The sequence below is a fragment of the Chitinophaga nivalis genome, assembly GCF_025989125.1.
Taxonomy (GTDB): domain Bacteria; phylum Bacteroidota; class Bacteroidia; order Chitinophagales; family Chitinophagaceae; genus Chitinophaga; species Chitinophaga nivalis.
In genome coordinates, this window is record NZ_JAPDNR010000001.1 from 1,141,536 (window position 1) to 1,167,634 (window position 26,099).

The following is a 26,099-nucleotide window of genomic DNA, read 5'->3' on the forward strand; positions in this document are numbered from 1 at the left end:
TTGAGAAAGGTCTCAATATTTAAATTTTACCCTATGTTAAGTAATATACAGGCAAGCCAGCTTTATCAGGCACAACAGGTTTATTTTAATTCGGGGGATACATATTCATATACATTTCGTAAAAATCAGCTGAAACGGTTTAAAAACGGGATTAAAAAATTTGAGTCGAAGATCATTCAGGCATTACAGGAGGATCTGCATAAACATCCGATGGAATCCTATGTCAGTGAAGTAGGATTTATGTATGAGGAGATTGATTACATGCTGGAAAACCTGAAACAATGGATGGAACCGGAAGCGGTGACCTCTCCCTTTGTGACCTATCCCAGCAGCAGTAAAGTATATAAGGAGCCGTTGGGAGTAACGCTGATTATCGGCCCCTGGAACTATCCTTTTATGTTGCTGCTTTGCCCTTTGCTGGGTGCCATTGCCGGCGGCAACTGCGCGATCGTCAAACCCTCCGAAATGGCGCCACATACGGCGGCGGTCATATCGGCGCTTATCAGCGATACCTTTGATCCGGCATACATTGCCGTGGTAGAAGGAGATGGCAGTACGGTGATTCCCACATTAATGGCTTTCCGTTTTGATCACGTATTTTTTACCGGGAGCATGCCGGTAGGAAAAAAGATTATGGAGCTGGCAGTACCACATCTGACGCCGGTAACGCTGGAGTTGGGAGGAAAGTCGCCTTGTGTGGTGGATGAAAACGTAAATATAACGGTAGCGGCTAAACGTATTGTCTGGGGGAAGTTCTGGAATGCCGGCCAAACCTGCGTAGCGCCGGATTACCTGTTGGTGCATCAACGGGTAAAAGAAGAGTTGGTGGCAGCCATGAAAGCAGCTATTGTTGATTTCTATGGCGAAAATCCGGCTGCCAGTGACGATTATTCACACCTGATCAACGCCCGGCGATTTGATACAGTAGCAGCGTATTTGCAGGAAGGCCGCATTATACATGGCGGACAAACAGATCGCGACAAGCTGTATATAGCCCCTACTCTGCTGGATGAGGTGGAATGGTCGGATCCTGTGATGCAGGAGGAAATCTTTGGACCGGTATTACCCATTCTCACCTATACGGATTTGTCGCAGGCTATAGGCGCCATCAAACAGCTGCCTGCTCCGCTGGCGTTATATGTATTTACAAAAAGCCGTAAAACAGAACAACGGGTGATAGAACAGGTGAGGTTTGGTGGCGGATGTGTGAACAATGCATTGTTGCACCTGATCAATCCTGAGTTGCCTTTTGGTGGCAGAGGGCACAGTGGTACGGGGCAATATCACGGCAAATATAGTTTTGATACGTTCACCCACCGTAAAGGCATCATGAAAACCGCCAACTGGCTGGATGTGCCGCTGAAATATGCGCCATTTGGCAAGAAGCTGAAGGTGATACGGAAAATAATGTAAAACAGGATGATGGAGAGATCATATGCTATCCATCATCCTGCATATGATAAAGCTTAGAGATCGATTTTATTCAGTTTTTTAGAGATTTTGATCTGGAGGGTTTGTGACTGCCCATTGCGTATAACCTTGGCCGTTATACTGCCTTTGTCGCGGTAGGAACGATACAGTTCTGCTACATCCGCGGCTGATTTAACCGGTTTTTCTGCCAGCTCTGTGATCACATCCTGTTGCTGAAATCCGGCCTTTGCTGCAGGAGAATCCGTCGTAATGTCGAGTACCAGTGCGCCGTCATTCTTTTCAGTATCCTGAACCTGCAGGCCCAGTTTTAATTCGTTTTCTTTTTCCGGCCGGCTAAACCAGTGATCGCCGAATCCTGGCCGGCCTCCGGGAGGAACAGGCAGGTTAAAGAAGCGGTCGCTGTTGCCGGGAGGATATACCCGTAGTCTGCCATTGTTATCACCTGCTTTTCTTTCTTCCAGTTTAATGGCCGCTTTGGATAGTTTTTTATTACGTGTATAGGTGACGGTTACTTTATCACCAGGTTTATATTCACCGATTGTTTCATACAGTTCCCGTGGTTCGTTTACAAGGGTGTTGTCTATCTGTGTGATGATATCGCCCGTTTTAAGGCCTGCTTTTTCTGCAGGACTGCCCTTGGCCACCGTTTTCACCGTAACGCCCGTTGCGGTTTTCTTTTCTGTGATCACGCCCAATACTGCTTTATTAGGTGTTACTATTTCATCTTCATTGCCATTAAACAGCTCCAGTCCACCTTCGGGCATATTATCGGTAAACCCTAAACGATTACCGTCAATAGGGGTGATCCGCCTTCTGAATACGGAGATGTCGGGATGGCTGAACTGATTCAGGTTTTTACCATCAATGAGGATATCGCCGGCCTTAATTTCCACAGTTACCTTACCATCCTTGTCACTTTTATGTTTAATGACGATTTCATCGAATTCTCCCAGTTTACTTTTATCACCGGAAGGGGTCTGGGCCCGGGCATCCGTGCCCAGTAGCAAACAGGTAAAACCTGCTAAGGTCAGGGTTTGCAGCAACTTAGTCATGTTTCACAGTATTTTTGGTACTTAAATGTAGCTTATAGTAACAAAATTAAAGGGGAGTGCAGGAAAGAAAAAGTTAAAAAACAATTAGTTAATAAGGCTTAACAAAACGAACGGAGATCTTACCATAGCTGCGATGCAGCCGGGTATGATCTCCGTTTTATCAATTGGTAGTTAAAGCAATATTATTGCAGGATATTTTTTACGGCCGGAATCACCTGATCCAGCTTGTCGGTATTCTGTCCGCCAGCTGTGGCAAAGGTTTTCTGGCCACCGCCACCACCTTTGATCAGCGGAGCAATGTGTTCCTTGATCACTTTAGGAGCTTCCCAGCCTTTGGCAGCTACCAGCTTCTCATCGATGGTAAGGGCCACGCTGGCTTTACCGCCGATGTTGGCTACAAACAGCAATACATGGTCCGGAATATCATTTTTCAGCAGGAAAGACAATTGTTTCAGGCCTTCTGCATTGCTCACGTTTACCACCTGGCCCAGGAAGTTAACACCATTGATAACTTCAGCCTGATCACGCAGGGTGGCTGCCAGTTGTTTGATCTTCTCCAGTTCGAGGGCTTCCACCTGTTTTTCCAGGGAAGATTTATCCTGCAGCAGTGTTTCCACTGTTTTCACCGGCTCTTTCGGATTTTTCAGGGCCGCTTTGATATCTTTCAGTTGTTGCAGCTGTTCGTTGATATAAGCTTCTGCCTGTGCGCCGGTAACGGCTTCCACGCGACGTACGCCGGCAGCCACAGCTCCTTCAGATACAAATTTAAACTGACCCAGTTCGCCGGTAGCGCCGATGTGGGTACCGCCGCACAGCTCCACGCTGTAGGCCGGGTCCATGATGACTACCCTTACCACATCACCATATTTTTCGCCAAACAAGGCCATCGCACCCAGTTGCATCGCTTCTTCCTTAGGCAATTCCTTGATCACCACCGGAATGTTTTCCCGGATCTTGGTATTGATGATGGTTTCGATCTGTGCCAGCTCTTCGTCTGTTACTTTAGCGAAGTGGGAGAAGTCGAAACGCAGGTTATCGGCATTCACAAGCGAGCCTTTCTGGGCTACGTGTGTGCCTAAAACCTGGCGCAGGGCGGCATGTAACAGATGGGTAGCAGAGTGGTGACGGGTGGTATCGCGTCTTTTCTCTTTGGCTACGGCAGCTTTTACAGTGGCAGTTGGTTGCGCCGGTAATTTATCTGCAAAGTGAATGGTCAGGTTGTTTTCCTTTTTGGTATCGGTTATGTGGATGATTTCATCCCCGAAGTGAAGGGTACCGGTATCGCCTACCTGTCCGCCGCTTTCCGCATAAAAAGGCGTCTGACCCAGTACCAGTTGGTATTGTTCTTTACCTTTTGCTTTTACCGTACGGTATTTCAGGAGTTTGGTGGTGCCTTCCAGTTGTTCGTAACCGATGAAAGTAGAACCGGCATTTTCATCCAGTACTACCCAGTCGCCCATATCCAGCTCGGTGGCTGCACGGGAACGGTCTTTCTGTTGTTGCATGGCCTCATCGAACCCTTTTTGGTCTACAGCAAAACTATTTTCTGCTGCAATCAGGCTGGTGAGGTCATAAGGAAATCCGTAGGTGTCGTACAGTTCAAAGGCTGTTTGCCCGTCTACGGTTTTGGTAGCAGCATGTTGTATAAAGTCTTCGATCCGGCGGATACCACTTTCCAGGGTGCGGAGGAAGTTGTTTTCTTCTTCGAATACTACTTTCTTCACAAAGTCCACCTGTTGCTGCAGTTCAGGGAATACGTGTGAGAACTGGGCAGCCAGGACAGGCACAAGTTCGTGCAGCAATGGTTTTTTCTGATCCAGGAAAGAGAAGTAATAACGTACAGCTCTCCGGAGGATGCGGCGGATGACGTAGCCGGCGCCGGTATTGGACGGCAGCTGGCCGTCGGCAATGGTGAAGGAGATGGCGCGGATATGATCTGCAATAACGCGGAAGGCTACATCTTTTTTCTCGTCTGTGCCGGTATATTTCTTACCGGTCAGGGATTCGGTACTGTGAATGGTACCCATAAAAAGATCGGTATCGTAGTTGGAGGTTTTACCCTGCATGACGCGTACCAGGCGTTCCAGTCCCATACCGGTATCCACGTGTTTGGCCGGCAATGGCTCCAGGGAGCGGTCTTTCAGCCGGTTGAACTGCATGAATACGTTGTTCCAGATTTCAATCACCTGGGGATGGTCTGCGTTGACGAGGCTTTTCCCGTCTACGGCTTTTCTTTCCGCTTCGGGGCGACAGTCTACGTGTATTTCAGAGCAGGGACCGCATGGGCCGGTATCTCCCATCTCCCAGAAATTATCTTTTTTATTCCCTAACAGAATACGATCTTCCGCAATATGTTCTTTCCAGAAGTTGTAGGCTTCTTCGTCTTTGGGCAAGTTGTCTCCGGCGTCGCCTTCAAATACGGTTACGTAGAGCAGGTCTTTCGGGATTTTGTATATCTCGGTGAGCAGCTCCCAGCTCCAGGCGATGGCTTCTTTTTTGAAGTAGTCGCCAAAGCTCCAGTTGCCGAGCATTTCAAACATGGTGTGGTGGTAAGTATCAATACCTACTTCTTCCAGGTCATTGTGCTTGCCACTTACGCGGAGGCACTTCTGCGTATCTACTACCCGGGTGTGCGCCGGTACTTTGTTGCCCAGGAAGTAATCCTTAAACTGGTTCATCCCCGCGTTGGTGAACATCAAAGTAGGGTCGTTTTTGATGACGATAGGTGCAGATGGCACGATCTGGTGCCCTTTTGACGCAAAAAAGTCCAGGAATTGCTGTCTTATTTCAGATGCTGTCATAAATATTGATACGAATTAATATATATTTTATATCTTATAATTGCATTTCACCTGATTCAGGGCTTGTGGTTGTATTTCAAGTCCTTATAAAGTAGTTAGAAAATTGACATTCAAAAGGTTGATGTTTTAATCTAATTACATTAGGTTTGTGCGCCTTAATTTCCCGCCGTGTTACAGGGAGTGCAAAAATATCGAAACCTGCATGATTATTCAAAACAGGTTATCTTACCTGGCAAAAAAGTTAACACGGGAAATAGTGTGCTCCTCATTCATTCAAAAGTTTGTGCCTCGCGAAATAAATCTGCTGTCATAGCGTTCACTGCACTATGGCGCATAAAGTATACCCTGGTGCATGAAGAAGGTTAAGTATTTTTACAACACCCAAACATTAAAATATGAAAAGCTCGTAGTATCGCTGCGGGTAAAGATCCTGAGGATTCTGGGATTTGTTTCGGCGGCTATTGTTACCGGCGCTATCTTCCTGTCTGTAGCCTACCGGGTGCTGGATTCCCCCAAAGAAAAATCGCTGCGGCGTGATCTGGAAGGGATGAAAGAAAAATACGATGCCTTGCAGGGCCGTATGAAAGAAATGAAAGGAAAACTAACAGAGCTGGAAGACCGCGATAATGAAATTTACCGGGTTATCTTCGAGGCCTCTCCTATTCCGGACAGTACCCGCCTGGGTAAAATCAACCGGGAAGAAGAAGCTGCTCAGCTGCAATCCTTTGCCAGCAGTGAAATCATCGCCTCCACTTCTGTATTGCTGAAAGAACTGACCAACCGTATCGGCGCTCAGGAGAAATCCTATGAGGAGATTGATAAAATGGTGAAAAATAAACAGGAGATGCTGGCCTCTATTCCGGCTATTCAGCCTGTAGCCAATAAAGACCTGAAACATATTGCCTCCGGTTTCGGATACCGTATAGACCCCATTTATAAAACCATGAAATACCACGCGGGGCTTGACTTTGCAGCACCCAGCGGTACGCCTATCTATGCCACCGGCGATGGTACGGTGGAAGAAGCCAGCTTAAGCGACGTGGGATATGGTAATCACGTGATCATCAGACATGGCTATGGCTACAAAACCCTTTATGGGCACATGTTGCGCATGAAAGTAAGAGCCGGCCAGGCGGTAAAACGCGGCGAAGTACTGGGTTGGGTAGGTAGTACCGGTAAATCCACCGGTCCTCACTGCCACTATGAAGTGATTAAAAACGGCGATAAGGTAGATCCGGTTTACTTCTTCTTCAATGATCTTACACCGGAACAATTTGACCGTATGCTTAAAATGGCCCGGTCCGGTAACCAGTCATTTGACTAATTTTTCGGGATAATCTATTCACTTGCAGCTGGCTATGCCGGCTGTTTGCAGTTAATTTATGCTGCGCGAAAACAAAAACTACCAGCTAAAAGCTTAACTTCATCTTTGTAAAAGATATTAGTCACCTCTTTTTTACCAAGATGCAACAGCTAGACCTCTTTTCGACACCTGGAACGCCACCTTCTCCGGCAAAGGACGTGGCATCGGTGCCCGCTAAGGCAAAAGCAAAAGCAAAAAAAAAGGTACCTGCCATCATTCCGCTGCCTGGTAAAAAGCGGGGACGTAAATCATTGAAAGAATTATCGGAAGATCCGGACCTGATTATGGAGTTGGATAAATTACCACTGGATAAACAATATTATTCTATCAGTGAAGTGGCTGCCATGTTTAAGGTAAATACTTCGCTGATACGCTATTGGGAGAATGAATTTGATATACTGCAACCCAAAAAGAACCGCAAGGGCGACCGCCTGTTCCGCCAGGAAGACATTCATCACCTGAAACTGATCTATCATTTACTGCGCGAAAGGAAGTATACCATCGAAGGCGCCAAGCAGAAATTAAAAGAAGATCATAAACTCGCAGCCCGTAACTTTGAAATGGTACAGGCTTTGCTAAAAGTACGGGGATTTTTAACAGAACTGAAAGATCAATTATAAAAAAATGATTATGCGATTGAAAACATTACTATTGGGCGGTGGCCTCCTGTTCTCCTCCTTCGCCTGGGCGCAAAATGGCAGCAATGGCAAAGTGCTGAAAGGCAAGATCGATATGAAAACACTGATGAATGATAGTAATACCACCTGGTTTTACAAAGGTGTAAACAACTATCAGCCCAATGACAATATGCTGAACTACATCAAGGCTAACCGCTCCGGATTTAATCTGGTGGCTGTTATGGGTACCTGGGATGAAACCAGCCAACAGGTAATTCCGCAGTTGTATAAAGTAATGATTACTGCCGGTAGTCCGGAAGAACAAGTGATCTTGTTTGGCGCCGATCAACGGTTACAAACAGAAGCACCTACCGATTATAAAATCAAGAAAGTACCTACCATCATTGTGTTTAAGGAAGGTAAAGAAGAAGGCCGCATCGTTGGGGCTCCTAAGGAGTCTATTGAAGCCGATCTGTCCCGCATTCTGCTGAACAGCTCCAAAAAAGAACAGGAAAAACACTAAGCTGATATAAAATCTGCTCCGGCAGATTTGCTGCGATATAGGATCAGCGGAGATAATCACCTAATCTCCGCTGATCTTTTTTTGTGCGATCAATAGTGCTATGATAGCTCCGGCCGGCCGGAAATATTAACGATCGTGGTATTATTAGGCAGTTTCAGGCCATGCTCGCCCAGCAGGCGGATAATGCCCAGTGTGACGGTTTCGCGCAGGGCTGCATATTGGTTCCCATCGATGATATACGTATTGAAAATAATCTGTATGCTATAAGTGTCCCGGGTAAAATCGTTCAGGTTCACTGTGAAGCCGGCGAGTACATTCGGATTTTCTTTCAGCAGCATACGGGTGTCCTTTAACAGGTTCAGTAAGCTTTCTGCAGGGGCTTCGCTGCCCAGTTCGAGCTTTAAGGCTACCCGTTGCTGGGTGCGGAGCGACAGGTTATCCAGAATACTGTCGACCATTTTTTTATTGGGCACCGTTACGAAGGTTTTTTCCAGTGTACGGATACGGGTGCTGCGCAGACCGATCTTTTCCACGGTTCCCTGAAAAGAATCCACTTTAACGCTGTCGCCTACACGAAACGGTTTGTCGAAGAAGATAATAAATGACCCGATCAGGTTTTCAATGCTCTCCTTGGCAGCGAGGGCGAGTGCTGCCGCACCAATACCAAGCCCCGCAACGATCTTTTCTACCAGCCCCGGACCAAACAGTATCCGGATAAAGGCAATGGCCCCCATGATAAAAATAATAGCCTTAAAGAAGTCCCGGAAGAAAACAATAAACTGGTTATCGGTTTTATCCTCCGTGAGATCTGCTTTCTTTTCCAGTACGAGGGCAATGAAATCAATCAGCCGTAACAGGATCCAGATAATGCTCATGCTGAACGCAAGGCTGAGCAACGTATCGGTGACGTTTTGCAGGGTGATTTTGTTGTACACATGTACATTCAACACCTGCGGGAAGGTAAACCGGTCAATGGTGAGCATGAAGGTCACCAGCAGCAGAAAGTATTCCAGGGGCCGCAACAGCAGCGCAATGAAATCCTTTTCCTCTATCTGAGGAGACCAGTGTTTGACGAGCCGGAATAAAATAGTGGCCAGTCCCTTGGAAATAAATCTTTTTACAAAAAAGACAAATAGTAAAACGCCTAGCAGGATCAGGTAGTCCTGTACCGGGTTATCTAAAAAGATGTGGTTTAAAAAATCATTCATATCTAATCACTATAAAATTCGCTTGCTGTCTTTATTAATCAGTACTACACCTGGCTGGCTACCGGTTTGGAAGCTGCCATACCGGTTACTGATGCCCAGTGCCTGTGCCCCGTTGGAAGTGGCCCACTGCAATATTTCCGCCAAAGGTATATCCGGAAAATGAGTCCGGATGGTTTTTATTTCTTCCCAGATAGATAACTGATGGTTGGAGGCCAGGCTATCGGTGCCCAGGGTGATGCGGCATTGCTGCTCCCGGAGCAGCGGAATGTCGGGCAGGCGGTTTTCGATGTATAAGTTGGCCTGCGGACAAAGGCACCACCACGTTTCCACTGGTTGCTGCTGTGCAAGCCGTATATCCGTCAGGGTGGTGTAGGTATTATGTACCAGTAATATTTTTTGCTGGGAGAAGTAAGGCAGATAAGCTTCCAGGCTGTTGCTACCGGTGGGCCGGAAGTCGCTGATGTCGATGCCGAAGTTTTGATAAAACGTCAGGAAGTCGCCTGTCTTCTGCTGATACAGTTCATTTTCTGCCGCACATTCCTGGTTGTGGATGCAAACAGGGGTATTGTGCGGGGTGGCGGCCAGCTGGGTGAACAGGGGCTGACTCACGGAATAAGGCGCGTGTGGCACAATCGAACACTGATGGAAAGGTCCGTTGATGGTGCGGAAAGCCTCCAGCGTAACCAGGCTGTGGGTGTAGCGGCTGTCGGCGCCGGCAGGTACAAACCCCATGGACTCTACAAAAGAATGGTAATAGAGCCGTCCCAGCTGCTTTTGCGGTAAAGTGGCCGTGGTATTACAGATATCTCCTACTGCTGCAATACCGGCCTGCCACATCTCCTGTTCGGCCCGGGCTATGAGGTCGGATACGTCCTGAACAGCGTTGTTGCGCGATTGCATGACACCTGTCAGGAAAGCCGGTAAGCCGGTTTTTTCCGGAATAACCCCTTTCATATGAGATAATTCCAGGTGACAGTGGGTATTGACAAATCCCGGACAGAGGATTCCATCCAGTTCCGTCACGTTATCTCCGGCGGCCGCTTCGGCTACAATGCCCGCTACTACACCGTTTTCGTCCAACAGGAGTACTTTGTCCGGACCCAACAGCTGCTGCCCGTCAAATATATCTTTTCCTTTTAATTTGATCTGTTTCAATTACCTGCTGTTTAATTAAGTTAATGGTGTTAATTTTGCAACCCGATTAGCAGTATCATTACCTGATTGGGAATGATACTCAAAAGTCAAATATAATTATGATAGACAAACTGGAAGCTATAAAAGGTCGTTTCGAACAGGTATCGCTGGCCCTTACCAATCCGGCCGTGGTGAGTGACAATAAAAAATTTGGTCAGCTCAGCAAGGAATACCGTCAGTTGGAAAAGATCGTAAAGGCGTATGACGCCTATCGCGCATTGCTGGACAATATTGCTTTTAATAAAGAAGTACTGGACAGTGGTGATGAAGAAATGCGTGAACTGGCCAAGGCGGAAACAGAAGAACTGCAGGAGCAGAAAACCGCCCAGGAAGAAACGATCCGTAACCTGCTGATACCAAAAGATCCGCAGGATGAGAAAAATGCGATTCTGGAAATCCGGGCCGGTACCGGTGGTGATGAAGCCAGCCTGTTTGCGGGTGACCTGTTCCGCATGTACCTGCGTTACTGCGAGCTGAAAGGCTGGACTACCAGTTTGTTGAGTGAAAACCCCGGTTCTGCTGGTGGTTACAAGGAAATTGTGATGGAAGTAAATGGCGACGATGTATACGGTACCCTGAAATTTGAGTCAGGCGTACACCGGGTACAACGTGTGCCGGCTACCGAGGCCTCCGGCAGGGTACATACCTCCGCCGCTACGGTGGCCGTATTACCGGAAGCCGAAGAAGTAGACGTGGATGTACGTGAGGCGGATATCAAAATGGATACTTTCCGGTCGTCTGGTGCAGGTGGTCAGCACGTAAACAAAACCGAATCAGCTGTCCGGCTGACACACATTCCTACCGGTGTGGTAGTAGAGTGTCAGGAAGGACGTAGCCAGCACTCCAACCGGGAAATAGCGATGAAGATGTTACGTACCCGTATCTACGAAGCAGCGGTACGTAAGCATGAAGACGCGATTGCTTCCAAACGTAAAAGTCTGGTATCTACCGGTGACCGTTCTGCGAAGATCCGTACCTACAACTACCCACAGGGGCGTGTAACCGATCACCGCATAGGCATGACCGTATATAATATGGATGCCTTTATGAACGGTGAAATAAAAGATATGATAGATGCCCTGCAGTTTGCCGAAAACGCAGAAAAGCTGAAGCAGGGAAGCTAAAAAGATATAAATTACGCCCTAATTGTCACGCATTGGTGAGCCGATATACGGTGATTATGATCCGTTAAATCTTCTTACCAATGCGTTGTTTTTAATCCGTAATTCGTAATTTAGAGTCTCTCCAAAACATTAGATCCTATTTCTCCTCTTTATTAAATCCATATCAGACATATGTTAGAGCAATTAATGCAACTCGTACGGGAACAGGCACAGGACACGGTGGTGAATAACCCTGCTGTACCTAATGAAAACAATGACGCGGTAATTGGTGCTGCGACTGAATCCATCACCAGCGGTTTACAGCAGGAGCTGGCCAATGGTAATGCAGCTGGTGTACTCTCTTTATTGGGGGGACATAGCGGAGACAACGTGGCAACTAATCCATTGGTGAGTAATATTTCCAACAATTTTGTAGGTACCCTGCTGGAAAAATTCAACCTGGATAAAGGCGTGGCGCAGCAATTGGCGGCTTCCCTGATTCCCGGCGTATTGGGATCTCTCATCAACAAAACCAACGACCCTGCCAACAGCAGTTTCAGTCTGGATGGTATTCTGGGCTCCCTGACGGGTAGTTCTACCCAGGGGATCAACCTCCAGGGGATACTGGGTAAATTAAAAGGTGGTCTGGATCAGGATGGAGACGGAGATGTGGATTTTAATGACCTGAAAGGATTGTTATCCAATGGCGCCCGCCAGCAACAAGGTAACAACACCAATAATGATGGTGGTGGTATCGGTGGATTATTGAAAGGCCTGTTGGGATAATCGGTTGTCCGGATAGGTGAGGCAATCGCCTGTACGGCTGTTGTCTGGTTACTCACATATTAAAATAAATAAATATTCATTATTTCAATTGTTATTTTTTTTATTCCTATTTGATTTTATTAATCAATGTGTTATATAAAGAAAATGGAATTGGCAATATATTTGTTACCAAAGTTTTCGATTCAACTGTAAAACGGGATTAATTCTAAAAAACCTTCATGTTTAAACTTATTATGATGAAAAAAATCAATGTTCTGGTAGCCGTGGTCTTATCTGTAACCATGTTGTTCAGCTGTAAAACCTGGCAGAGCATGGACAATACTAAGAAAGGAGCTGCCATTGGCGTAACTGGTGGAGCTGCTGCAGGTGCTATTATTGGTAAAGCTGCCGGTAATACTGCATTAGGTGCTATCATTGGTGCTGCTTTAGGTGGTGCAGGTGGTGCTTTGATTGGTAAGAAAATGGATAAGCAGGCACAGGAAATTAAAAATGAAGTGCCTAATGCTACCGTTGAACGTGTAGGAGAAGGTATCAACGTAACTTTTGATGCGGGTGTATTATTTGGATTTGATAAATCAGATCTGTCTGCGGTAGCGAAGGAAAACATCCGTCAGCTGGCTGCAGTACTGAACAAGTATCCTGATACTTATGTACGTGTGGAAGGTCATACCGATGATAAAGGTACAGACGCCTACAACATGGGTTTATCTGAAAGAAGAACCAACAGTGTAGTAGCTTATCTGAAATCTCAGGGTGTGGCGGGTAATCGTATCCAGGGCTTCTGGTATGGTAAATCCCAGCCTAAAGTACCGAACGATTCAGACGCTAACCGGGCTACTAACCGTCGTTGCGAGTTCTCTATCTTTGCCAATGACAAGATGAAAACTGACGCGAAGAAAGAAGCGGGTCAGTACTAATACTGAAAATATTTATTTCTCATAAGCAGATATATATTCCCCCCTGGTTTCAGGGGGGATTTTTTTATTGCTCTTTTTTGCGGAAGAATAACCGCACTACCAGTTTGAATACCCATACCCCTGCGATGGCGCCAAGCGTATCGGCTACTACATCTATGATATCAAAGCTGCGGTTGATGGCCCAGTATTTCTGGATAAACTCAATGGCCAGGCCGTAGATGGCTGCCATCAGTACAAAGAAAAATAAAGTAATCCCCTTGATATGTTTTTTCTGCCAGTAAATGGCGAGGCTGAAAAACAGCACAATACCACCAAACAAACCAAAGTGCACAATTTTATCAAAATGAATTTTTTGAAAAAAAGAGTTGGTAGGAATATCGTTGCCGGGCATGGTACATAAAACAAGAATGACAATCGTCCAAAGTATGGCCGGAATATAAAACTTCCAGGTTCTTAGCATTTTCGCAGTATTAGAGTCATGTTAATATGGTTTCCTGAAAGCACGTTCAATAAAAAAGACAATGGACCCGTAATTGATAACGTAGACCATTGTCTTTTTGTATATAATCTTTAATGATAATCGCGTTGTGACGTTATTATTCGCCAACCAGTGCCTGGTATGCAGCTGCATCCAGCAGGGCTTCCACGTCAGCAGGGTTGGAAACGGTTATTTTAACCATCCAGCCTTCGCCATATGGCTCCTGGTTTACCAACTCCGGAGAACCATCCAGTTCCGGATTTACTTCAGCAATAGTACCAGCAACAGGCAGGAACAGGTCAGATACTGTTTTTACAGCTTCTACGGTACCGAATACTTCTTCTGCTCCCAGGGTTTTACCTACAGTAGGAATATCAACGAAAACTATATCGCCTAATTCGCGTTGTGCAAATTCAGTAATACCGATGGTAGCTGTGTTACCTTCTAATAAAACCCACTCGTGATCTTTGGTGTAACGCAGATTTGACGGAAAATTCATATTTTTTTGATTTTGAGCCGTAAAAATACATAGAATGATGGAAATAACGATTACCAATTTTGTCGTAAAATGAAAGGTAATTGATCATTTCCGGCAGTTTAAAAAAACAGCCACTTCTTTATCACCCTTATTTTCATGGGTACATCCTGCAGTGGTCTGTTATTACCATCTGTTTTCAGTGCCGCTATTTTATCGATTACCTCCATGCCTTTAATCACCTGGCCGAATACCGTGTAGTTCTGATCCAGGTGCGGGCTGCCGCCTGCCGTTTTGTATACCTCCCGCTGATCAACAGGGATTTTGCGGCCACCAAGGCGGGTTTTCTCCAGTTTGTCCAGTTGTTCGTCTGTAAACACCTTTCCTTGTACAATGTAAAACTGGCAACCGGAAGAGGCTTTGTCCGGATTGTCTTCGCGGGCTGCACCCAGCGCACCTTTGCGGTGAAACAGGTCCAGTTGGAATTCGGCCGGAATGGTATATCCCACGTCACCGTTGCCCAGTGTATCGCCTGGTTTGGCGCGTTTGGAATCGGGATCGCCGCCCTGGATCATAAAGTCTTTGATGACGCGGTGAAACAGGGTACTATCGAAAAAGTGCCGCCTGGACAGCTTTACAAAGTTGTTCCGGTGTTTGGGAGTCTGGTCATAAAGCCGGATCACCATTGTGCCGTAGGGCGTGATCACTTTAACTTTCCTGTTTTTGGCAGTTGTCAGCAGGGTGAAAGCCAGCAGCAGGGTACTCAGGAGTAAAAGTTTTTTCATAAAGGGTATATTGCTTATGCTTCGTGTTCACTTGTAAAATAAGCAATTACATGTTCTTTAAGAAACTGTTCCTGTTCGGTCAGCTCCATTTTAGGCACCGGTTGTAATTCCCTGAAATGCGGCCATCCATCCTGGTCGAAGCCGTCCCGTTCGAAGTAGCCGCTTTGGCTTAACAACGTACATACGGCTACGTGCATGAGGTCCTGTTTCTGTTCTTTGGTATATTTTTTCTTCAGGTTGTTGAGTTCATTGACGCCTATCAGGAAAAGAATAGCTTCCATATTTGGTTTTTTACCAAACCGCTCCGTGAGCATATCTTCCACTGGTTGCCAGCGCTGCGCAAAATCTTCCATCATATTTTCACTTTTAACGGATAACAGCAGGTTATCCGCGTGTTTCCGCAAATGTACGTTATGCAGAAAAATATTATATAAATACCGGCCGCTTTATTAATTTGGGTACCTTCCGGGCAGTAGCTATAGTGAAGATGAGCCACGGTAGCAAGTTTAACAGCATTTTAACGGCATCTTCACATAGTAATAAGTTTTATTTGACCAGAGAATGTTTATTTTAGCACACCTGAAAAATTAATAGCATGGAAAATACATCGTCCGACATCCGGCAACTGAATGAAAAGATCCACCAGGCCAGTGCATTTGTGGATCTGCTCAGTATGGAACTGGGTAAAGTAATTGTGGGTCAGCGTTACATGGTAGAAAGGCTGCTTATCGGTTTACTGGCGCAGGGCCACGTACTGCTGGAAGGCGTACCCGGTCTGGCCAAAACCCTCTCTATCAAATCGCTGGCATCCGCTATCAACGCTAAATTCAGCCGTATTCAGTTTACACCTGACCTGTTGCCTGCGGATGTGGTGGGTACCATGATCTACAACCAGCAGAAAAATGAATTTGTTGTAAGAAGAGGGCCCATCTTCGCCAACTTTATCCTGGCGGATGAAATCAACCGTGCCCCGGCAAAGGTGCAAAGCGCCCTGCTGGAAGCCATGCAGGAAAGACAAATCACCATCGGTGATACTACATTCAAGCTGGATGAACCTTTCCTGGTACTGGCTACCCAGAACCCGATTGAACAGGAAGGTACCTATACCCTGCCGGAAGCACAGGTAGACCGTTTCATGCTGAAAGTAGTGATCGGTTATCCTACCAAAGAAGAAGAAAGACACATCATCCGGCAGAACCTCAATCCGGAAATATCCGCACCTATCCGTCCCATTATCCAGCCTTCCGATATCGTGGAAGCCCGCAAACTGGTACGCGAAGTGTATATGGATGAGAAAATTGAAAAATATATTATCGATATCGTTTTTGCTACCCGTAATCCGGAAGAATACAAACTGGGTAAACTGAAACCATTGATTTCCTACGGCGGATCACCAAGAGCCAGCATCAACCTGGCCTGGGCAGCTAAAGCCTATGCTTTCATGAAACGCCGCGGATACGTGATTCCGGAAGATGTACGCAGTATATGCTTCGACGTAATGCGTCATCGTGTGGGTTTAACCTACGAAGCAGAAGCGGAAAACGTTACCAGCGAAAACATCCTGAGCGAAATACTGAATGCGGTGGAAGTACCATAACAGCAACAGGCCGGTATGGTAATCATCAACGGGTATCTTTATAAGACCCGTTATTCCTGATACGTAATTTATATTTTCACATGGTGGATACAGCCGAGATATTAAAAAAGGTAAGACAGATAGAGATCAAGACGAAAGGATTGACCAATCATATCTTTGCAGGCGAATACCATAGCGCCTTCAAAGGCCGGGGTATGTCGTTCAGTGAGGTAAGGGATTATCATTTCGGGGATGATGTCAGATCGATCGACTGGAATGTAACCGCACGCTTCAATCACCCGTTTGTAAAGGTGTTTGAAGAAGAAAGGGAACTGACCGTGATGCTGCTGGTAGATGTAAGTGAAAGTTCTTCCTTTGGTACCAAAAAACAGGACAAACGTGCCCTGATCACGGAACTTTGTGCGGTACTGGCTTTTTCTGCCATCAAAAATAATGATAAAGTAGGGGTCATCTTTTTCAGCGACGGTATGGAAAAATATATACCGCCTAAAAAAGGTAAATCCCACATCCTGTTTATTATCCGTGAACTACTATCGTTCACGCCTAAACGAAAAGGAACCAACATAAAAGAAACCCTGCGCTTTTTTAATAATGCCACTAAAAAACGCAGTATCGTATTCATGCTGAGCGACTTCCTGTCTGGCAACTACCAGGATGCCCTCAACATCGCCGCCAAAAGGCACGATGTGGTAGGCGTACAGGTGTATGACCAGCGCGATAAAGAACTGCCGCCGGTAGGATTGATACAGGTGGCGGATGCTGAAACCGGCGCTACGCAGTGGGTAGATACCTCCGACAAAAGGGTACGACACTTTTATGAACAACAGTTCATGCGGCACGGACAGTATTGTAAAAATGCGTTTCTGAAAAGTGGAGCAGAGTTATTGAGCATACGTACCGATGAGGATTATGTGAAGGCGTTGCAAACATTTTTCCTGAACAGGGCATAAGTTATAAAGGAGAGCATATTAAACATGTATAAACAACAAGTTATAAGGCGTATCGTTTTATGTTGCTTACTGGGGCTGTTGTATCCTTTCAGTCTGCTGGCACAGTCACCGGAAGTGGCGGCCCATACTGATACCAACAGTATCCGGATTGGAGAGCAGATCAAACTGCATCTTACCGCTACCCTGTCTGCTGCACAATTCAAAGACGCCGGTTTTAAAATATTATTCCCGGTACTGCCGGATTCCCTCGACCATTTCGAAGTAGTATCCCGTGCAACGCCGGATACCGTTTCCCAACAGGATCTTAAAGTAATCCGGCAAACCTATACGCTGACCAGTTTCGACTCCGGTCATTGGGAGATACCACCCGTGAAATTTGAAGTCATTACCGGCAACGGTGTAACGGATTCCCTGGTGACAGCCCCTGTAGGTATTGATGTAACAACAGTGGCTGTAGATACCACCAAAGCCTTCAAACCTATTAAAGCCATACAAACAGTGCCCTGGAATATCTGGGATTACTGGTTGTATATCGTTATCGGTGCGGCAGCAGCCCTGCTGATCGTGGGCCTGATATGGTATTTCCGTCGCCGGCCTAAAAAAGTACCTGTGGTGCATACGCCTACGGTGACGCCTTACGAGGTGGCGCAGCAGGCACTGAAAATGCTGAAAGAAGAAAAGTTGTGGCAGCAGGGAAATATAAAACAATACTATACCCGGTTGACAGATATTCTGCGTGTTTATTTTGAACACCAGTTTGGCATCGCTGCGCTGGAACAAACCAGTGAAGAGCTGCTGCAACATATCAAACCGGTAACCAAGTTAAACCAGCAACGCGATAAACTTCGTAGTATCCTGGCTATTGCGGATCTGGCCAAATTCGCCAAGTTACAGCCTACTGCAGATGAGCATGAAGACTGTATGGTGAAGGCGGAAGAAATCCTGGAATGGACACGGCCTAAAGAGGAACCGGTAAGCACGCCTGAGGAGGTAGCAGGGAAAAAAGCGTAATCACTGGAACTAATATTAAAGCGGCTTCGTACACATCCTGCTACAACAGGATATTGCCAGCGCCGCTTTTGAAACGGATCTTAATCAGAAGTAATGAATTTCTCAACGTGGAAAAATATTGAATTTGCTCACCCGGCCTTTTTCTGGCTGCTGTTGCTGGTTCCGGTAATGATATACTGGTACTATGCCCGCCGCAAAAAACAGCAGGGAGTGATGATGGTATCCTCCATCGATGGGCTGAAAGGCCTGCCGGTGTCCTGGAAGGTACGTTTCAGACCATTGCTGCTGGTATTGCGCCTGCTGGCTTACACCGCGCTGGTGGTAGCCCTGGCAAGACCGCAGACCTCCAATACCTCCGAGAATATTGATAGTGAAGGGATCGACATTGTGATGTCTATAGATATTTCCGGTAGTATGCTGGCGGAAGATCTGCAGCCCAACCGGATGGAAGCGGCCAAAAAAGTAGCCATGAACTTCGTGGACGGACGTATCAGCGACCGTATAGGCCTGGTGGTATTTTCCGGCGAAAGCTTTACCCAATGCCCCATTACCACAGACCATACCGTATTAAAGAACCAGATCATGCAGGTGAAAAGCGGCATGTTGCAGGATGGTACGGCTATTGGGATGGGACTGGCTACCGCGGTAGACCGGCTACGTAACAGTCACGCTAAAAGCAAGGTGATTATCCTGCTGACCGACGGGGTGAACAATACCGGGCTGGTAGATCCGCTGACAGCACTGGAAATAGCCAAAGCGTTTAAAATAAGGGTATATACCATTGGGGTAGGCACTACCGGGAAGGCCCCCTTCCCTATGCCCATGGCTGATGGCAGCGTGCAGATGGTCATGCAGGATGTACAGATTGATGAGCCGCTCATGAACAAGATTTCTAAAGAAACCGGTGGTAAATACTTCCGCGCTACCAATAACAATGACCTTAAAAATATCTATGCTGAAATTGATCAGCTGGAAAAAACAAAGGTGGAAATCACTTCCTACAAACGTTTTGCAGAACATTTCTTTTTACTGGCGATGATTGCCCTGGGTTGTATTTTCCTGGAGGTGGTATTACGCTATACTTTATTCAAGAGCCTTCCTTAAAGGATGGCCCGGTTGAAGATATCTTACGCATGGCGCAGCAGCCAGATAAGGGGCATTTACCCCTGTAACCGCTGTACCATGCGTAATTTTTATTTCATAAGGGGGTAATGCTTAACTTTGAGGGCATAATAAATCAGATCTATTGCAAGCAACAGTATATAAATCAACGGGGAGCTGGTATACCGTAAAAACAGCTGCAGGTGAAATGTTCCAGGCACGCATGAAAGGTGTTTTTAAAATTGATGAAAACATTACTTCCACCAATCCTGTTGCAGTAGGGGACCTGGTGGAGATTGCACCGGATGACAGCGATGCCAATGCCAAAAATGCCATGATCACGGATATTGGCGCCCGTAAGAATTATATTGTCCGCAGTTCGCCGCATGGCCGCAATAAAAAACATATTGTAGCCGCCAACCTGGATCAGGCCGTGCTGGTATGTACTGTCAAAGATCCCCGGACCTCCCTGGGTTTTATAGATCGTTTCCTGGTAACCGCCGCGGCTTATCACATTCCCGTGATATTGGTATTCAACAAGAAAGATATATACCGGGATAAAGAGCTGGAGAAATTTGAAGAGATAGCGGCTTTATATGGTAACATCGGTTATGAGGTACTGCTCATTGCTGCCGCCACCGGTGATGGCGTGGATGATGTACAGGAGCTGCTGAAAGATAAAACCACCCTTATTTCCGGACATTCCGGTGTGGGAAAGTCTTCGTTGATCAATGGACTGATGCCGGGACTGGCACTGCGTACCAAAGCGGTGAGCGGATGGAGCGGCAAAGGATTACACACCACCACTTCTGCTGAAATGTATGACCTGCCTTTTGGCGGCCGTTTAATAGATACACCGGGCGTACGGGAGTTCGGGATTGTAGATATCCCTAAAACAGAATTATCGCACTATTTCCTGGAAATGCAGCCTTATATTCAGCAGTGTCAGTTCAATAACTGCCTGCACCTCAATGAACCCGGCTGCGCTGTAAAAGCAGCGGTGGAAGCCGGCGAGATAGAGGTAGATCGCTATGTTAGTTATGCTACCATACTGGAAACCATACAGGAAGAGCTATATTAATCAGTGCTTCCCAGGTTTATTCAGTTCGTCCAACACCTTTTCTGCGCCCCAGTTACGTTTGGGCTGCGGACAGCCTTTTTTCCGGGTGCGGCAGGAAGTCAGTAATATCATGCCTGACAATAACAGCAATACAAAGAGGGCAGGTTTGCGCATATACTTTCTTTTTTAGAATAAACGCATTTGTTTGCCCGCTTTGCGGTTTTGTTTCTTAGTTTCTTTTGTATAGTAATTGGTGGCCGGGCATCCTGTTTTCTGCGAAGAGCAGCCGGGTAACAGGATGCAGCCTAATAAAAGCAGGCATAATATTGTTTTCATAGGGATATTTTACCTGCAATATAATCTTTTTTTGTAACGTGAATTACCGGGTTTCGTTCACTTCGTCTTCCTGATACCAGGAGGCATACATACTGTAGTTTTTGGAGATCCGGTTGATTTCTCCGTTAATCAGGGTCATGTCGATGTCTTTCACTTTTTTGGCTGGCACGCCGGCATAGATGGTACCTGGTTCAATATGGGTATTGCTCAGTACTACGGCGCCAGCCGCAATGATGCTGTTGCTGCTCACGTGTACATGATCCATTACAATAGCGCCCATACCAATCAGTACATTATCTTCTACCGTACAACCATGTAAAATGGCATTGTGACCAATGGAAACATTATTGCCAACAATGGTTTTTGATTTCTGATAGGTACAGTGAATAACTGCGCCATCCTGCACATTCACATTGTCGCCCAGGCGGATACTGTTTACATCTCCCCTTACCACGGCATTGAACCAGAATGTACAACCCTTACCTGCTACCACATCGCCTACAATAGTGGCATTGGGGGCTATAAAGCTGTCTTCTCCTATTTGAGGGGTAATACCTTTTAATGGAATAATAAATGCCATAATGATATGTTTTAATGCTTAGGTTACAAATATAACAATTAACAATTAGCAGTTGTTTTCTAACTTCGCCGGGAACAGCAGCAAGTGATTTATGAATAACAGGCAACTTTTTTTGCAGCACGTAGCGCAAACATCTGATGCACCACTCGCATTGGAAATAGTAAAAGCAGCAGGCATGTACATGTGGGATGCAAAGGGCAAACAGTATCTGGATCTGATTGCCGGTATCAGCGTATGTAATATCGGACATTGTCATCCTGCAGTCGTAAAAGCCATACAGGATCAGGCAGAACAATATATGCACCTGCTGGTATACGGAGAATTTGTACAGTCGCCGCAGGTGGCATTTGCCACGGCACTTACCCGGCAGCTACCCGCTGACCTGAATTCCGTATTCTTTACCAATTCCGGTGCGGAAGCGATAGAAGGCGCCATGAAGCTGGCGAAACGTTATACCGGCAAAACAGAGATTGCTGCCTTTAACCGCAGCTATCACGGCTCTACCCAGGGCGCCCTCAGCATCCTGGGCGATGAATACTGGCGGAATGCCTACCGGCCATTGTTGCCCGGTATCCGGCACCTGGAATATAACAACTACGAATCCCTGGAACAGATTACAGATAAAACCGCTGCCGTGATTGCAGAAAGTGTGCAGGCGGAAGGCGGTGTGATTGTTCCACAACGGGAATGGATACACGCTTTGCGTGATAAATGCGCCGCTACCGGCGCCCTGCTGATACTGGATGAGGTACAGTGCGGCCTGGGACGGAATGGTACTTTGTGGGCATTTGAACAACATGGTATTACACCGGATATTTTGGTACTGGGTAAGGCACTGGGCGGCGGTATGCCACTGGGCGCATTCATTGCTTCCCGCGACATCATGTGGTCGCTCACCAATAGCCCTGTATTGGGCCATATCACTACGTTTGGCGGGCATCCGGTGAATTGTGCCGCGGGCCTGGCTGGCTTCAACGCCCTGCTGGAAATGGATGTGATCAAAGATGTAAAGGCGAAAGGACAGCTCTTCCACGAACGACTGCAACATCCGGCTATTAAATCAGTGCGGTCACTGGGACTGATGATGGCGATAGAAATGGAAAGCTTTGCTGTTAATAAAAAAGTAATCGACTATTGTATCGAAAAAGGTGTGCTTACAGATTGGTTCCTGTTTGCACCGGAGTGTCTGCGTATTGCACCACCATTGATTATTACGGAAACGGAAATCAGACATGCCTGTATGATTATCTGTGAAGCGCTGGATGCCGTAACCGCGGAATAATGGCATGATATAAATTATAAATAAACGAAGCCGCCACGCAAGTAATATATCTGCGTGGCGGCTTTCATTTATATAAAAAGCAGGATACTGTTACCTCACTTATTGCGTAACAGATTGCTGATATTGATAGCTGAATTGTTTCAGGATTTTACCATCCTGATCTCTGATCAGTTTCAACCTGCCGAAAGTATCATATTCATAATAAACAGTTTTACCCATGGGATCAGTAGCGCGGGTCATACCGATTAATGGCCTGAATGTATAGGTATTTATCAGTATTGGTTGGGATAAGAAATTATTGCGCAATGCAGTCGTCTGACTGCTGATCTGCTGATCATCAAAAGTACTGTTTAACAGACTGATGTTAGTATTGGATTGCAGGGTGCTGTAATCCACACCGGATGCACTCAGCACCGGATATTGATTGTCATATGCCCAGATGAATGATTCCGGGAAACTGTTGGCTTTGTGTTGCTGTAATACATTGCCTTTCGTATCATACAGGTCAAATATTAATTCCGGTTGATAACGGCTGTCTTTGTTCAGTATATTATTACTCACGGCAGCCGGTGTGAAGTTTTTGAGCGCAGTACTGGTCTCCAACCGGAAAATGGTGTCAGGAAACGGTTGTGCTGCTTTGTAGGAAATAAACTGGCCGCTGATGACGCTCGTATCGGCACCACGGTTGACAGTCGTATATTTTTCTATCACCGGGTTGATGATATACTTGTTTTGCAGGTTCCGGATACCCTTTGTGATATTGTTGTTACCAGTGCCGGTAATCGTATAGTTGAATGGATATTTGAAATAATCCGCAATGATTTTATCACTACTGGTTTTCGTAATGATGGCCGGATTTAAGGAACTGGTATCATAGGCATAGGTGCTAATGGTACGAAGGGAGTCATTACTGTTCGGACTATAATAAACGATGGTATCCGCCAGTAGATACTGCCATTCCGTTACATGGGTAGAATAGTGTGTTTTAAATCTTATTTCATTGTATTGGCCTTGTGCATTCTGCGAAGGTGTTTCGCAAAAGCTCACCTGGCTGGCTTTGAAGTTGGGTAGTTCATATTGAAACTTAGGTGAAGTGGCATAGACTTTTTTCTCTCTCATCACTAATTTATTACCGGGCCCATATACCTGTTTTTCCTTTAATAATCCCCGCTTCCAATCAAAGCTTACCGGATTGGGGAAGGGTGCATCATTTATCCGGAAATCGCCATAGTCAATTGCGGTGGTAAAGAAACTAACTGTCTTATTGGTAGTGTCTTTCGAAGATAAATGTTCCGTCACACAACTGTAGCCAACGTGACCACCCTGTGCACTGCCTAATACGGACTGAGAAAAGGAGGTATAGCAATGGTAGGTAATGGGCTGTCCGCAAAAAGAAGGAATGGGACCTGGCTGTTCGGTGTTGGTATATTGGGTGTATGAATAAGCGTAGCTGGGTGTTGCCCCTAATGTGCCGCTGCTGCAGGCGGAGTCGGGCAGGGTGTAGCGATAGGTCTTTATGACATCATTCGTATGACTGATACCATCATAGTTGGTGATTGTAGCAATCCGGATGCCCCCGCAAGGTTTAAACCGGACGGGTTCCATGCGTACCAGGCGTTTACTGATAAGAGAAACAATGCCTGCATCATAAGGACTGCTTACCATTAATTTTACTTGATACTTGCCAGGAGGTAGGAGTATATCTGCTGATTTACTGTTAAACTTATTGGGTTCAGTAGCATAGGCGAAATATATATTTATCCCATCAGAAAGCCTATTGACTTCTACGCTTACTCCTGGTGCCTCACCTGCATATGAGGTGCATCCTGGTGATGTTGGTACACAGTTAGAAAAGGAATAAGAGAGCTGTGCTCGCTGCGCCATATTGATCGTCAGTGTGTCGGAAGTGCTTTTCGGACCATTAATTTTATAATACAGTTCCATATCTATGGAAGAGGTTTCCGTAATGGGTGCATCTGGTAGTGGCCTGCCGAGTATATTACTGTGGTCATTGGATTCAAAAACAAATGCAGTATATCCGCCAGTGGGATAGGTGATTTTTTTCAGCGCCCCGGCAGTGATATATGCCCGATTGCTCTCCCGATCTGCTAAGATCTCTTCTCCCTGATTGGTCATGATGGCCGGAATCAGGGTACGGTTATCGGCACCGTTATAATAACCCCAATGATCCTGTGAAGCAGACCAACCAGCGGGTATGTTATCAGGTTGATCATATTCAAATGTATAAGCTGGTTTACTCGCTGTAGTGCTTCCTGTTTCTATTACGGAGTCCAATTTGAGGGGACCATTGCGGGAAAAATAACTATAGCTGAACGTATATTTCCGAATCCTGTTATTCCGGGCATCCGTATGTAAAATAGAATCCAGTTTTTTATCCTCGCTATCCGTTCGGCCGGAATAGAAAAAGCGTGTACTGGAGGAATTAGTTTTGATCGCCTTTAGTAGTACTCCTTTTACATATTGTGTGAGCGTTACCTTTTCATCAATAATCGGCAGTACCGCGTTAGTAAGGTAAGGTACTTTTTTCGTTTCCTGTATTTCCAGTACGGGCACGAAATAATTATGGTTTTCATACTCATACAGGATGGAGTCTGTTCCTTCCGGAGAGGTTATTTTACTGATATACCAGGCCTGTGGAGATAACTGAGGGTTTTCTGCATTGCTACCCTGCGTTTGCACTTCTTCCACATCATTGAACTCATAGATATAGCCATTTTCATCGGTAATTTTTTTCTTGAATTCCGCGCCTCGGGTATCCCTGATGTCTAATTTAGAGTAAGGGATGGTCCTATAGACCGTATCAAAAAACATGAACCTGCCTGATCTGCCGGGTATGTTGTAATAATAGTAATCAGATTCCGTATCAAATTTGCCGGTTACATATCTTAACAGAAAGGCATCTCCCAGGCTCTGCATTTCATAGCCCATAGGCAGCCCGCCCCGCGATTTGATACTGTTAAAGCCAAACACACCTTCATCCGGTAGTCCTACTATACTGCGGGTAATACACCCGCCTGTATTTAAAGCCCACCCCAGCCCTGTTTGAGAAGCCAGTTGGCCTACCTTGATACCACTGGCATGATAACTTAATGAAACCGGTAGCGTGAATCGGCCACTCTTGATTTCCAGTAACGGAACATCAATATTGGGAATTCCCGTGTTTAAATTTACCGGTATTTCGCCATACCGGCCCAGTGCTGCGGCATTGGGTGGCGGGGGGATCATATAGTTGGTAAACTGGGGCGTATTTACCTGCGCCTGCACCAATGGCGGCAGCAGTAACACCCATACAAAAAGCTGTAAAATAGCCGGGGGAAAATATTTCATACGTATCCGGGAAAAGGTTGACAAAAAATATTGTTATCAGTATGTTGCATCCATCCACAAACAGCTATGGCATGTTGCTCCGTTTGTTGGGGATATAGATA

25 protein-coding genes are annotated in these 26,099 nt (G+C 46.1%); 13 read left to right on the plus strand and 12 right to left on the minus strand.

What is annotated here, in order from left to right; all coding sequences use genetic code 11:
• Nucleotides 1-33: 33 nt before the first annotated feature.
• Nucleotides 34-1,413, plus strand: coding sequence for an aldehyde dehydrogenase (locus tag OL444_RS04685; RefSeq protein ID WP_264734391.1), 1,380 nt, complete (start codon nt 34-36; stop codon nt 1,411-1,413).
• 53 nt (nt 1,414-1,466) lie between these two features.
• Here the strand turns inward: OL444_RS04685 and OL444_RS04690 are convergent, their stop codons facing one another.
• Nucleotides 1,467-2,483: a PDZ domain-containing protein gene (locus OL444_RS04690; protein WP_264734390.1), complete on the minus strand. Its 1,017-nt coding sequence runs from the start codon at nt 2,481-2,483 to the stop codon at nt 1,467-1,469.
• 182 nt (nt 2,484-2,665) lie between these two features.
• On the minus strand, nt 2,666-5,284 hold the full coding sequence (gene alaS, locus OL444_RS04695) for an alanine--tRNA ligase (protein WP_264734389.1): 2,619 nt from the start codon (nt 5,282-5,284) through the stop codon (nt 2,666-2,668).
• A 352-nt stretch (nt 5,285-5,636) separates the two neighbouring features.
• Here alaS and OL444_RS04700 point away from each other — a divergent pair, with 352 nt between their 5' ends.
• From OL444_RS04700 to OL444_RS04710, 3 genes are all read left to right on the plus strand, one after another.
• On the plus strand, nt 5,637-6,608 hold the full coding sequence (locus tag OL444_RS04700; protein WP_264734388.1) for a peptidoglycan DD-metalloendopeptidase family protein: 972 nt from the start codon (nt 5,637-5,639) through the stop codon (nt 6,606-6,608).
• Between the two features lie 140 nt (nt 6,609-6,748).
• Entirely contained in the window at nt 6,749-7,267 is a 519-nt protein-coding gene (locus tag OL444_RS04705) for a MerR family transcriptional regulator (protein ID WP_264734387.1), read from the plus strand.
• Nucleotides 7,268-7,277: 10 nt separating this feature from the next.
• Nucleotides 7,278-7,787, plus strand: coding sequence for a thioredoxin domain-containing protein (locus tag OL444_RS04710; RefSeq protein WP_264734386.1), 510 nt, complete (start codon nt 7,278-7,280; stop codon nt 7,785-7,787).
• Nucleotides 7,788-7,885: 98 nt separating this feature from the next.
• On the opposite strand, the gene OL444_RS04715 is transcribed toward OL444_RS04710, so the two are convergent.
• Nucleotides 7,886-8,995, minus strand: coding sequence for a mechanosensitive ion channel family protein (locus tag OL444_RS04715; RefSeq protein ID WP_264734385.1), 1,110 nt, complete (start codon nt 8,993-8,995; stop codon nt 7,886-7,888).
• A gap of 9 nt (nt 8,996-9,004) precedes the next feature.
• Entirely contained in the window at nt 9,005-10,150 is a 1,146-nt protein-coding gene (locus OL444_RS04720; protein ID WP_264734384.1) for an amidohydrolase family protein, read from the minus strand.
• 98 nt (nt 10,151-10,248) lie between these two features.
• On the opposite strand from OL444_RS04720, the gene prfA reads away from it, so the two are divergent.
• From prfA to OL444_RS04735, 3 genes are all read left to right on the plus strand, one after another.
• Nucleotides 10,249-11,313, plus strand: a complete 1,065-nt coding sequence (gene prfA, locus OL444_RS04725; protein WP_264734383.1) for a peptide chain release factor 1 — start codon at nt 10,249-10,251, stop codon at nt 11,311-11,313.
• 171 nt (nt 11,314-11,484) lie between these two features.
• Nucleotides 11,485-12,078 carry a hypothetical protein gene (locus tag OL444_RS04730; RefSeq protein WP_264734382.1) on the plus strand — a complete coding sequence of 198 codons (594 nt, stop codon included), beginning with the start codon at nt 11,485-11,487 and terminating at the stop codon, nt 12,076-12,078.
• A 236-nt stretch (nt 12,079-12,314) separates the two neighbouring features.
• Nucleotides 12,315-12,995, plus strand: coding sequence for a YiaD family glycine zipper/OmpA-like lipoprotein (locus tag OL444_RS04735; RefSeq protein WP_503827219.1), 681 nt, complete (start codon nt 12,315-12,317; stop codon nt 12,993-12,995).
• A 64-nt stretch (nt 12,996-13,059) separates the two neighbouring features.
• Here OL444_RS04735 and OL444_RS04740 read toward each other — a convergent pair whose 3' ends face one another.
• The 4 genes from OL444_RS04740 to OL444_RS04755 all read right to left on the minus strand — a co-directional run bounded on the left by OL444_RS04740 (nt 13,060) and on the right by OL444_RS04755 (nt 15,089).
• Nucleotides 13,060-13,455, minus strand: a complete 396-nt coding sequence (locus OL444_RS04740; RefSeq protein ID WP_264734380.1) for a VanZ family protein — start codon at nt 13,453-13,455, stop codon at nt 13,060-13,062.
• A gap of 136 nt (nt 13,456-13,591) precedes the next feature.
• Nucleotides 13,592-13,972, minus strand: coding sequence for a glycine cleavage system protein GcvH (gene gcvH, locus OL444_RS04745; RefSeq protein WP_264734379.1), 381 nt, complete (start codon nt 13,970-13,972; stop codon nt 13,592-13,594).
• A 98-nt stretch (nt 13,973-14,070) separates the two neighbouring features.
• Nucleotides 14,071-14,733, minus strand: a complete 663-nt coding sequence (locus tag OL444_RS04750; RefSeq protein ID WP_264734378.1) for a peptidylprolyl isomerase — start codon at nt 14,731-14,733, stop codon at nt 14,071-14,073.
• A 14-nt stretch (nt 14,734-14,747) separates the two neighbouring features.
• Nucleotides 14,748-15,089: a hypothetical protein gene (locus OL444_RS04755; RefSeq protein WP_264734377.1), complete on the minus strand. Its 342-nt coding sequence runs from the start codon at nt 15,087-15,089 to the stop codon at nt 14,748-14,750.
• A 239-nt stretch (nt 15,090-15,328) separates the two neighbouring features.
• Between OL444_RS04755 and OL444_RS04760 the strand changes: the two genes are divergently transcribed.
• The 5 genes from OL444_RS04760 (at nt 15,329) to rsgA (ending at nt 20,473) form a co-directional block, all read left to right on the plus strand.
• Nucleotides 15,329-16,330: an AAA family ATPase gene (locus OL444_RS04760; RefSeq protein ID WP_264734376.1), complete on the plus strand. Its 1,002-nt coding sequence runs from the start codon at nt 15,329-15,331 to the stop codon at nt 16,328-16,330.
• 80 nt (nt 16,331-16,410) lie between these two features.
• Entirely contained in the window at nt 16,411-17,280 is an 870-nt protein-coding gene (locus OL444_RS04765) for a DUF58 domain-containing protein (RefSeq protein ID WP_264734375.1), read from the plus strand.
• Between the two features lie 24 nt (nt 17,281-17,304).
• Nucleotides 17,305-18,291, plus strand: a complete 987-nt coding sequence (locus tag OL444_RS04770) for a DUF3290 domain-containing protein (RefSeq protein WP_264734374.1) — start codon at nt 17,305-17,307, stop codon at nt 18,289-18,291.
• 93 nt (nt 18,292-18,384) lie between these two features.
• A complete protein-coding gene (locus OL444_RS04775; RefSeq protein WP_264734373.1) occupies nt 18,385-19,395 on the plus strand; it encodes a vWA domain-containing protein in 1,011 nt (336 codons plus the stop codon).
• Between the two features lie 142 nt (nt 19,396-19,537).
• The gene (rsgA, locus tag OL444_RS04780; protein ID WP_264734372.1) at nt 19,538-20,473 is read left to right on the plus strand and encodes a ribosome small subunit-dependent GTPase A; all 936 of its coding nucleotides are present in this window, start codon (nt 19,538-19,540) and stop codon (nt 20,471-20,473) included.
• Here rsgA and OL444_RS04785 read toward each other — a convergent pair whose 3' ends face one another.
• From OL444_RS04785 to OL444_RS04795, 3 genes are read right to left on the minus strand one after another with little or no spacing between them, the layout of a single operon-like run.
• Entirely contained in the window at nt 20,474-20,626 is a 153-nt protein-coding gene (locus OL444_RS04785) for a hypothetical protein (RefSeq protein WP_264734371.1), read from the minus strand. It lies immediately after the preceding gene.
• A 12-nt stretch (nt 20,627-20,638) separates the two neighbouring features.
• Nucleotides 20,639-20,788 carry a hypothetical protein gene (locus tag OL444_RS04790; protein WP_264752005.1) on the minus strand — a complete coding sequence of 50 codons (150 nt, stop codon included), beginning with the start codon at nt 20,786-20,788 and terminating at the stop codon, nt 20,639-20,641.
• Nucleotides 20,789-20,831: 43 nt separating this feature from the next.
• Nucleotides 20,832-21,368 carry a gamma carbonic anhydrase family protein gene (locus OL444_RS04795; protein WP_264734370.1) on the minus strand — a complete coding sequence of 179 codons (537 nt, stop codon included), beginning with the start codon at nt 21,366-21,368 and terminating at the stop codon, nt 20,832-20,834.
• A gap of 112 nt (nt 21,369-21,480) precedes the next feature.
• Here OL444_RS04795 and OL444_RS04800 point away from each other — a divergent pair, with 112 nt between their 5' ends.
• On the plus strand, nt 21,481-22,650 hold the full coding sequence (locus OL444_RS04800; protein ID WP_264752006.1) for an aspartate aminotransferase family protein: 1,170 nt from the start codon (nt 21,481-21,483) through the stop codon (nt 22,648-22,650).
• A gap of 99 nt (nt 22,651-22,749) precedes the next feature.
• Here the strand turns inward: OL444_RS04800 and OL444_RS04805 are convergent, their stop codons facing one another.
• A complete protein-coding gene (locus tag OL444_RS04805; RefSeq protein WP_264734368.1) occupies nt 22,750-25,998 on the minus strand; it encodes a hypothetical protein in 3,249 nt (1,082 codons plus the stop codon).
• Nucleotides 25,999-26,099 lie beyond the last annotated feature (101 nt).

Coding starts and splice junctions, on each gene's coding strand:
- OL444_RS04755 (WP_264734377.1), bottom strand. CDS start 15,089: ATGATGGAAGATTTTGCGCAGCGCTGGCAACCAGTGGAAGATATGCTC.
- OL444_RS04795 (WP_264734370.1), bottom strand. CDS start 21,368: ATGGCATTTATTATTCCATTAAAAGGTATTACCCCTCAAATAGGAGAA.
- OL444_RS04685 (WP_264734391.1), top strand. CDS start 34: ATGTTAAGTAATATACAGGCAAGCCAGCTTTATCAGGCACAACAGGTT.
- alaS (WP_264734389.1), bottom strand. CDS start 5,284: ATGACAGCATCTGAAATAAGACAGCAATTCCTGGACTTTTTTGCGTCA.
- prfA (WP_264734383.1), top strand. CDS start 10,249: ATGATAGACAAACTGGAAGCTATAAAAGGTCGTTTCGAACAGGTATCG.
- gcvH (WP_264734379.1), bottom strand. CDS start 13,972: ATGAATTTTCCGTCAAATCTGCGTTACACCAAAGATCACGAGTGGGTT.
- OL444_RS04760 (WP_264734376.1), top strand. CDS start 15,329: ATGGAAAATACATCGTCCGACATCCGGCAACTGAATGAAAAGATCCAC.
- OL444_RS04715 (WP_264734385.1), bottom strand. CDS start 8,995: ATGAATGATTTTTTAAACCACATCTTTTTAGATAACCCGGTACAGGAC.
- OL444_RS04785 (WP_264734371.1), bottom strand. CDS start 20,626: ATGCGCAAACCTGCCCTCTTTGTATTGCTGTTATTGTCAGGCATGATA.
- OL444_RS04730 (WP_264734382.1), top strand. CDS start 11,485: ATGTTAGAGCAATTAATGCAACTCGTACGGGAACAGGCACAGGACACG.
- OL444_RS04735 (WP_503827219.1), top strand. CDS start 12,315: ATGAAAAAAATCAATGTTCTGGTAGCCGTGGTCTTATCTGTAACCATG.
- OL444_RS04765 (WP_264734375.1), top strand. CDS start 16,411: ATGGTGGATACAGCCGAGATATTAAAAAAGGTAAGACAGATAGAGATC.
- OL444_RS04740 (WP_264734380.1), bottom strand. CDS start 13,455: ATGCTAAGAACCTGGAAGTTTTATATTCCGGCCATACTTTGGACGATT.
- OL444_RS04750 (WP_264734378.1), bottom strand. CDS start 14,733: ATGAAAAAACTTTTACTCCTGAGTACCCTGCTGCTGGCTTTCACCCTG.
- OL444_RS04690 (WP_264734390.1), bottom strand. CDS start 2,483: ATGACTAAGTTGCTGCAAACCCTGACCTTAGCAGGTTTTACCTGTTTG.
- OL444_RS04790 (WP_264752005.1), bottom strand. CDS start 20,788: ATGAAAACAATATTATGCCTGCTTTTATTAGGCTGCATCCTGTTACCC.
- OL444_RS04775 (WP_264734373.1), top strand. CDS start 18,385: ATGAATTTCTCAACGTGGAAAAATATTGAATTTGCTCACCCGGCCTTT.
- OL444_RS04805 (WP_264734368.1), bottom strand. CDS start 25,998: ATGAAATATTTTCCCCCGGCTATTTTACAGCTTTTTGTATGGGTGTTA.
- OL444_RS04705 (WP_264734387.1), top strand. CDS start 6,749: ATGCAACAGCTAGACCTCTTTTCGACACCTGGAACGCCACCTTCTCCG.
- OL444_RS04700 (WP_264734388.1), top strand. CDS start 5,637: ATGAAGAAGGTTAAGTATTTTTACAACACCCAAACATTAAAATATGAA.
- OL444_RS04710 (WP_264734386.1), top strand. CDS start 7,278: ATGCGATTGAAAACATTACTATTGGGCGGTGGCCTCCTGTTCTCCTCC.
- OL444_RS04770 (WP_264734374.1), top strand. CDS start 17,305: ATGTATAAACAACAAGTTATAAGGCGTATCGTTTTATGTTGCTTACTG.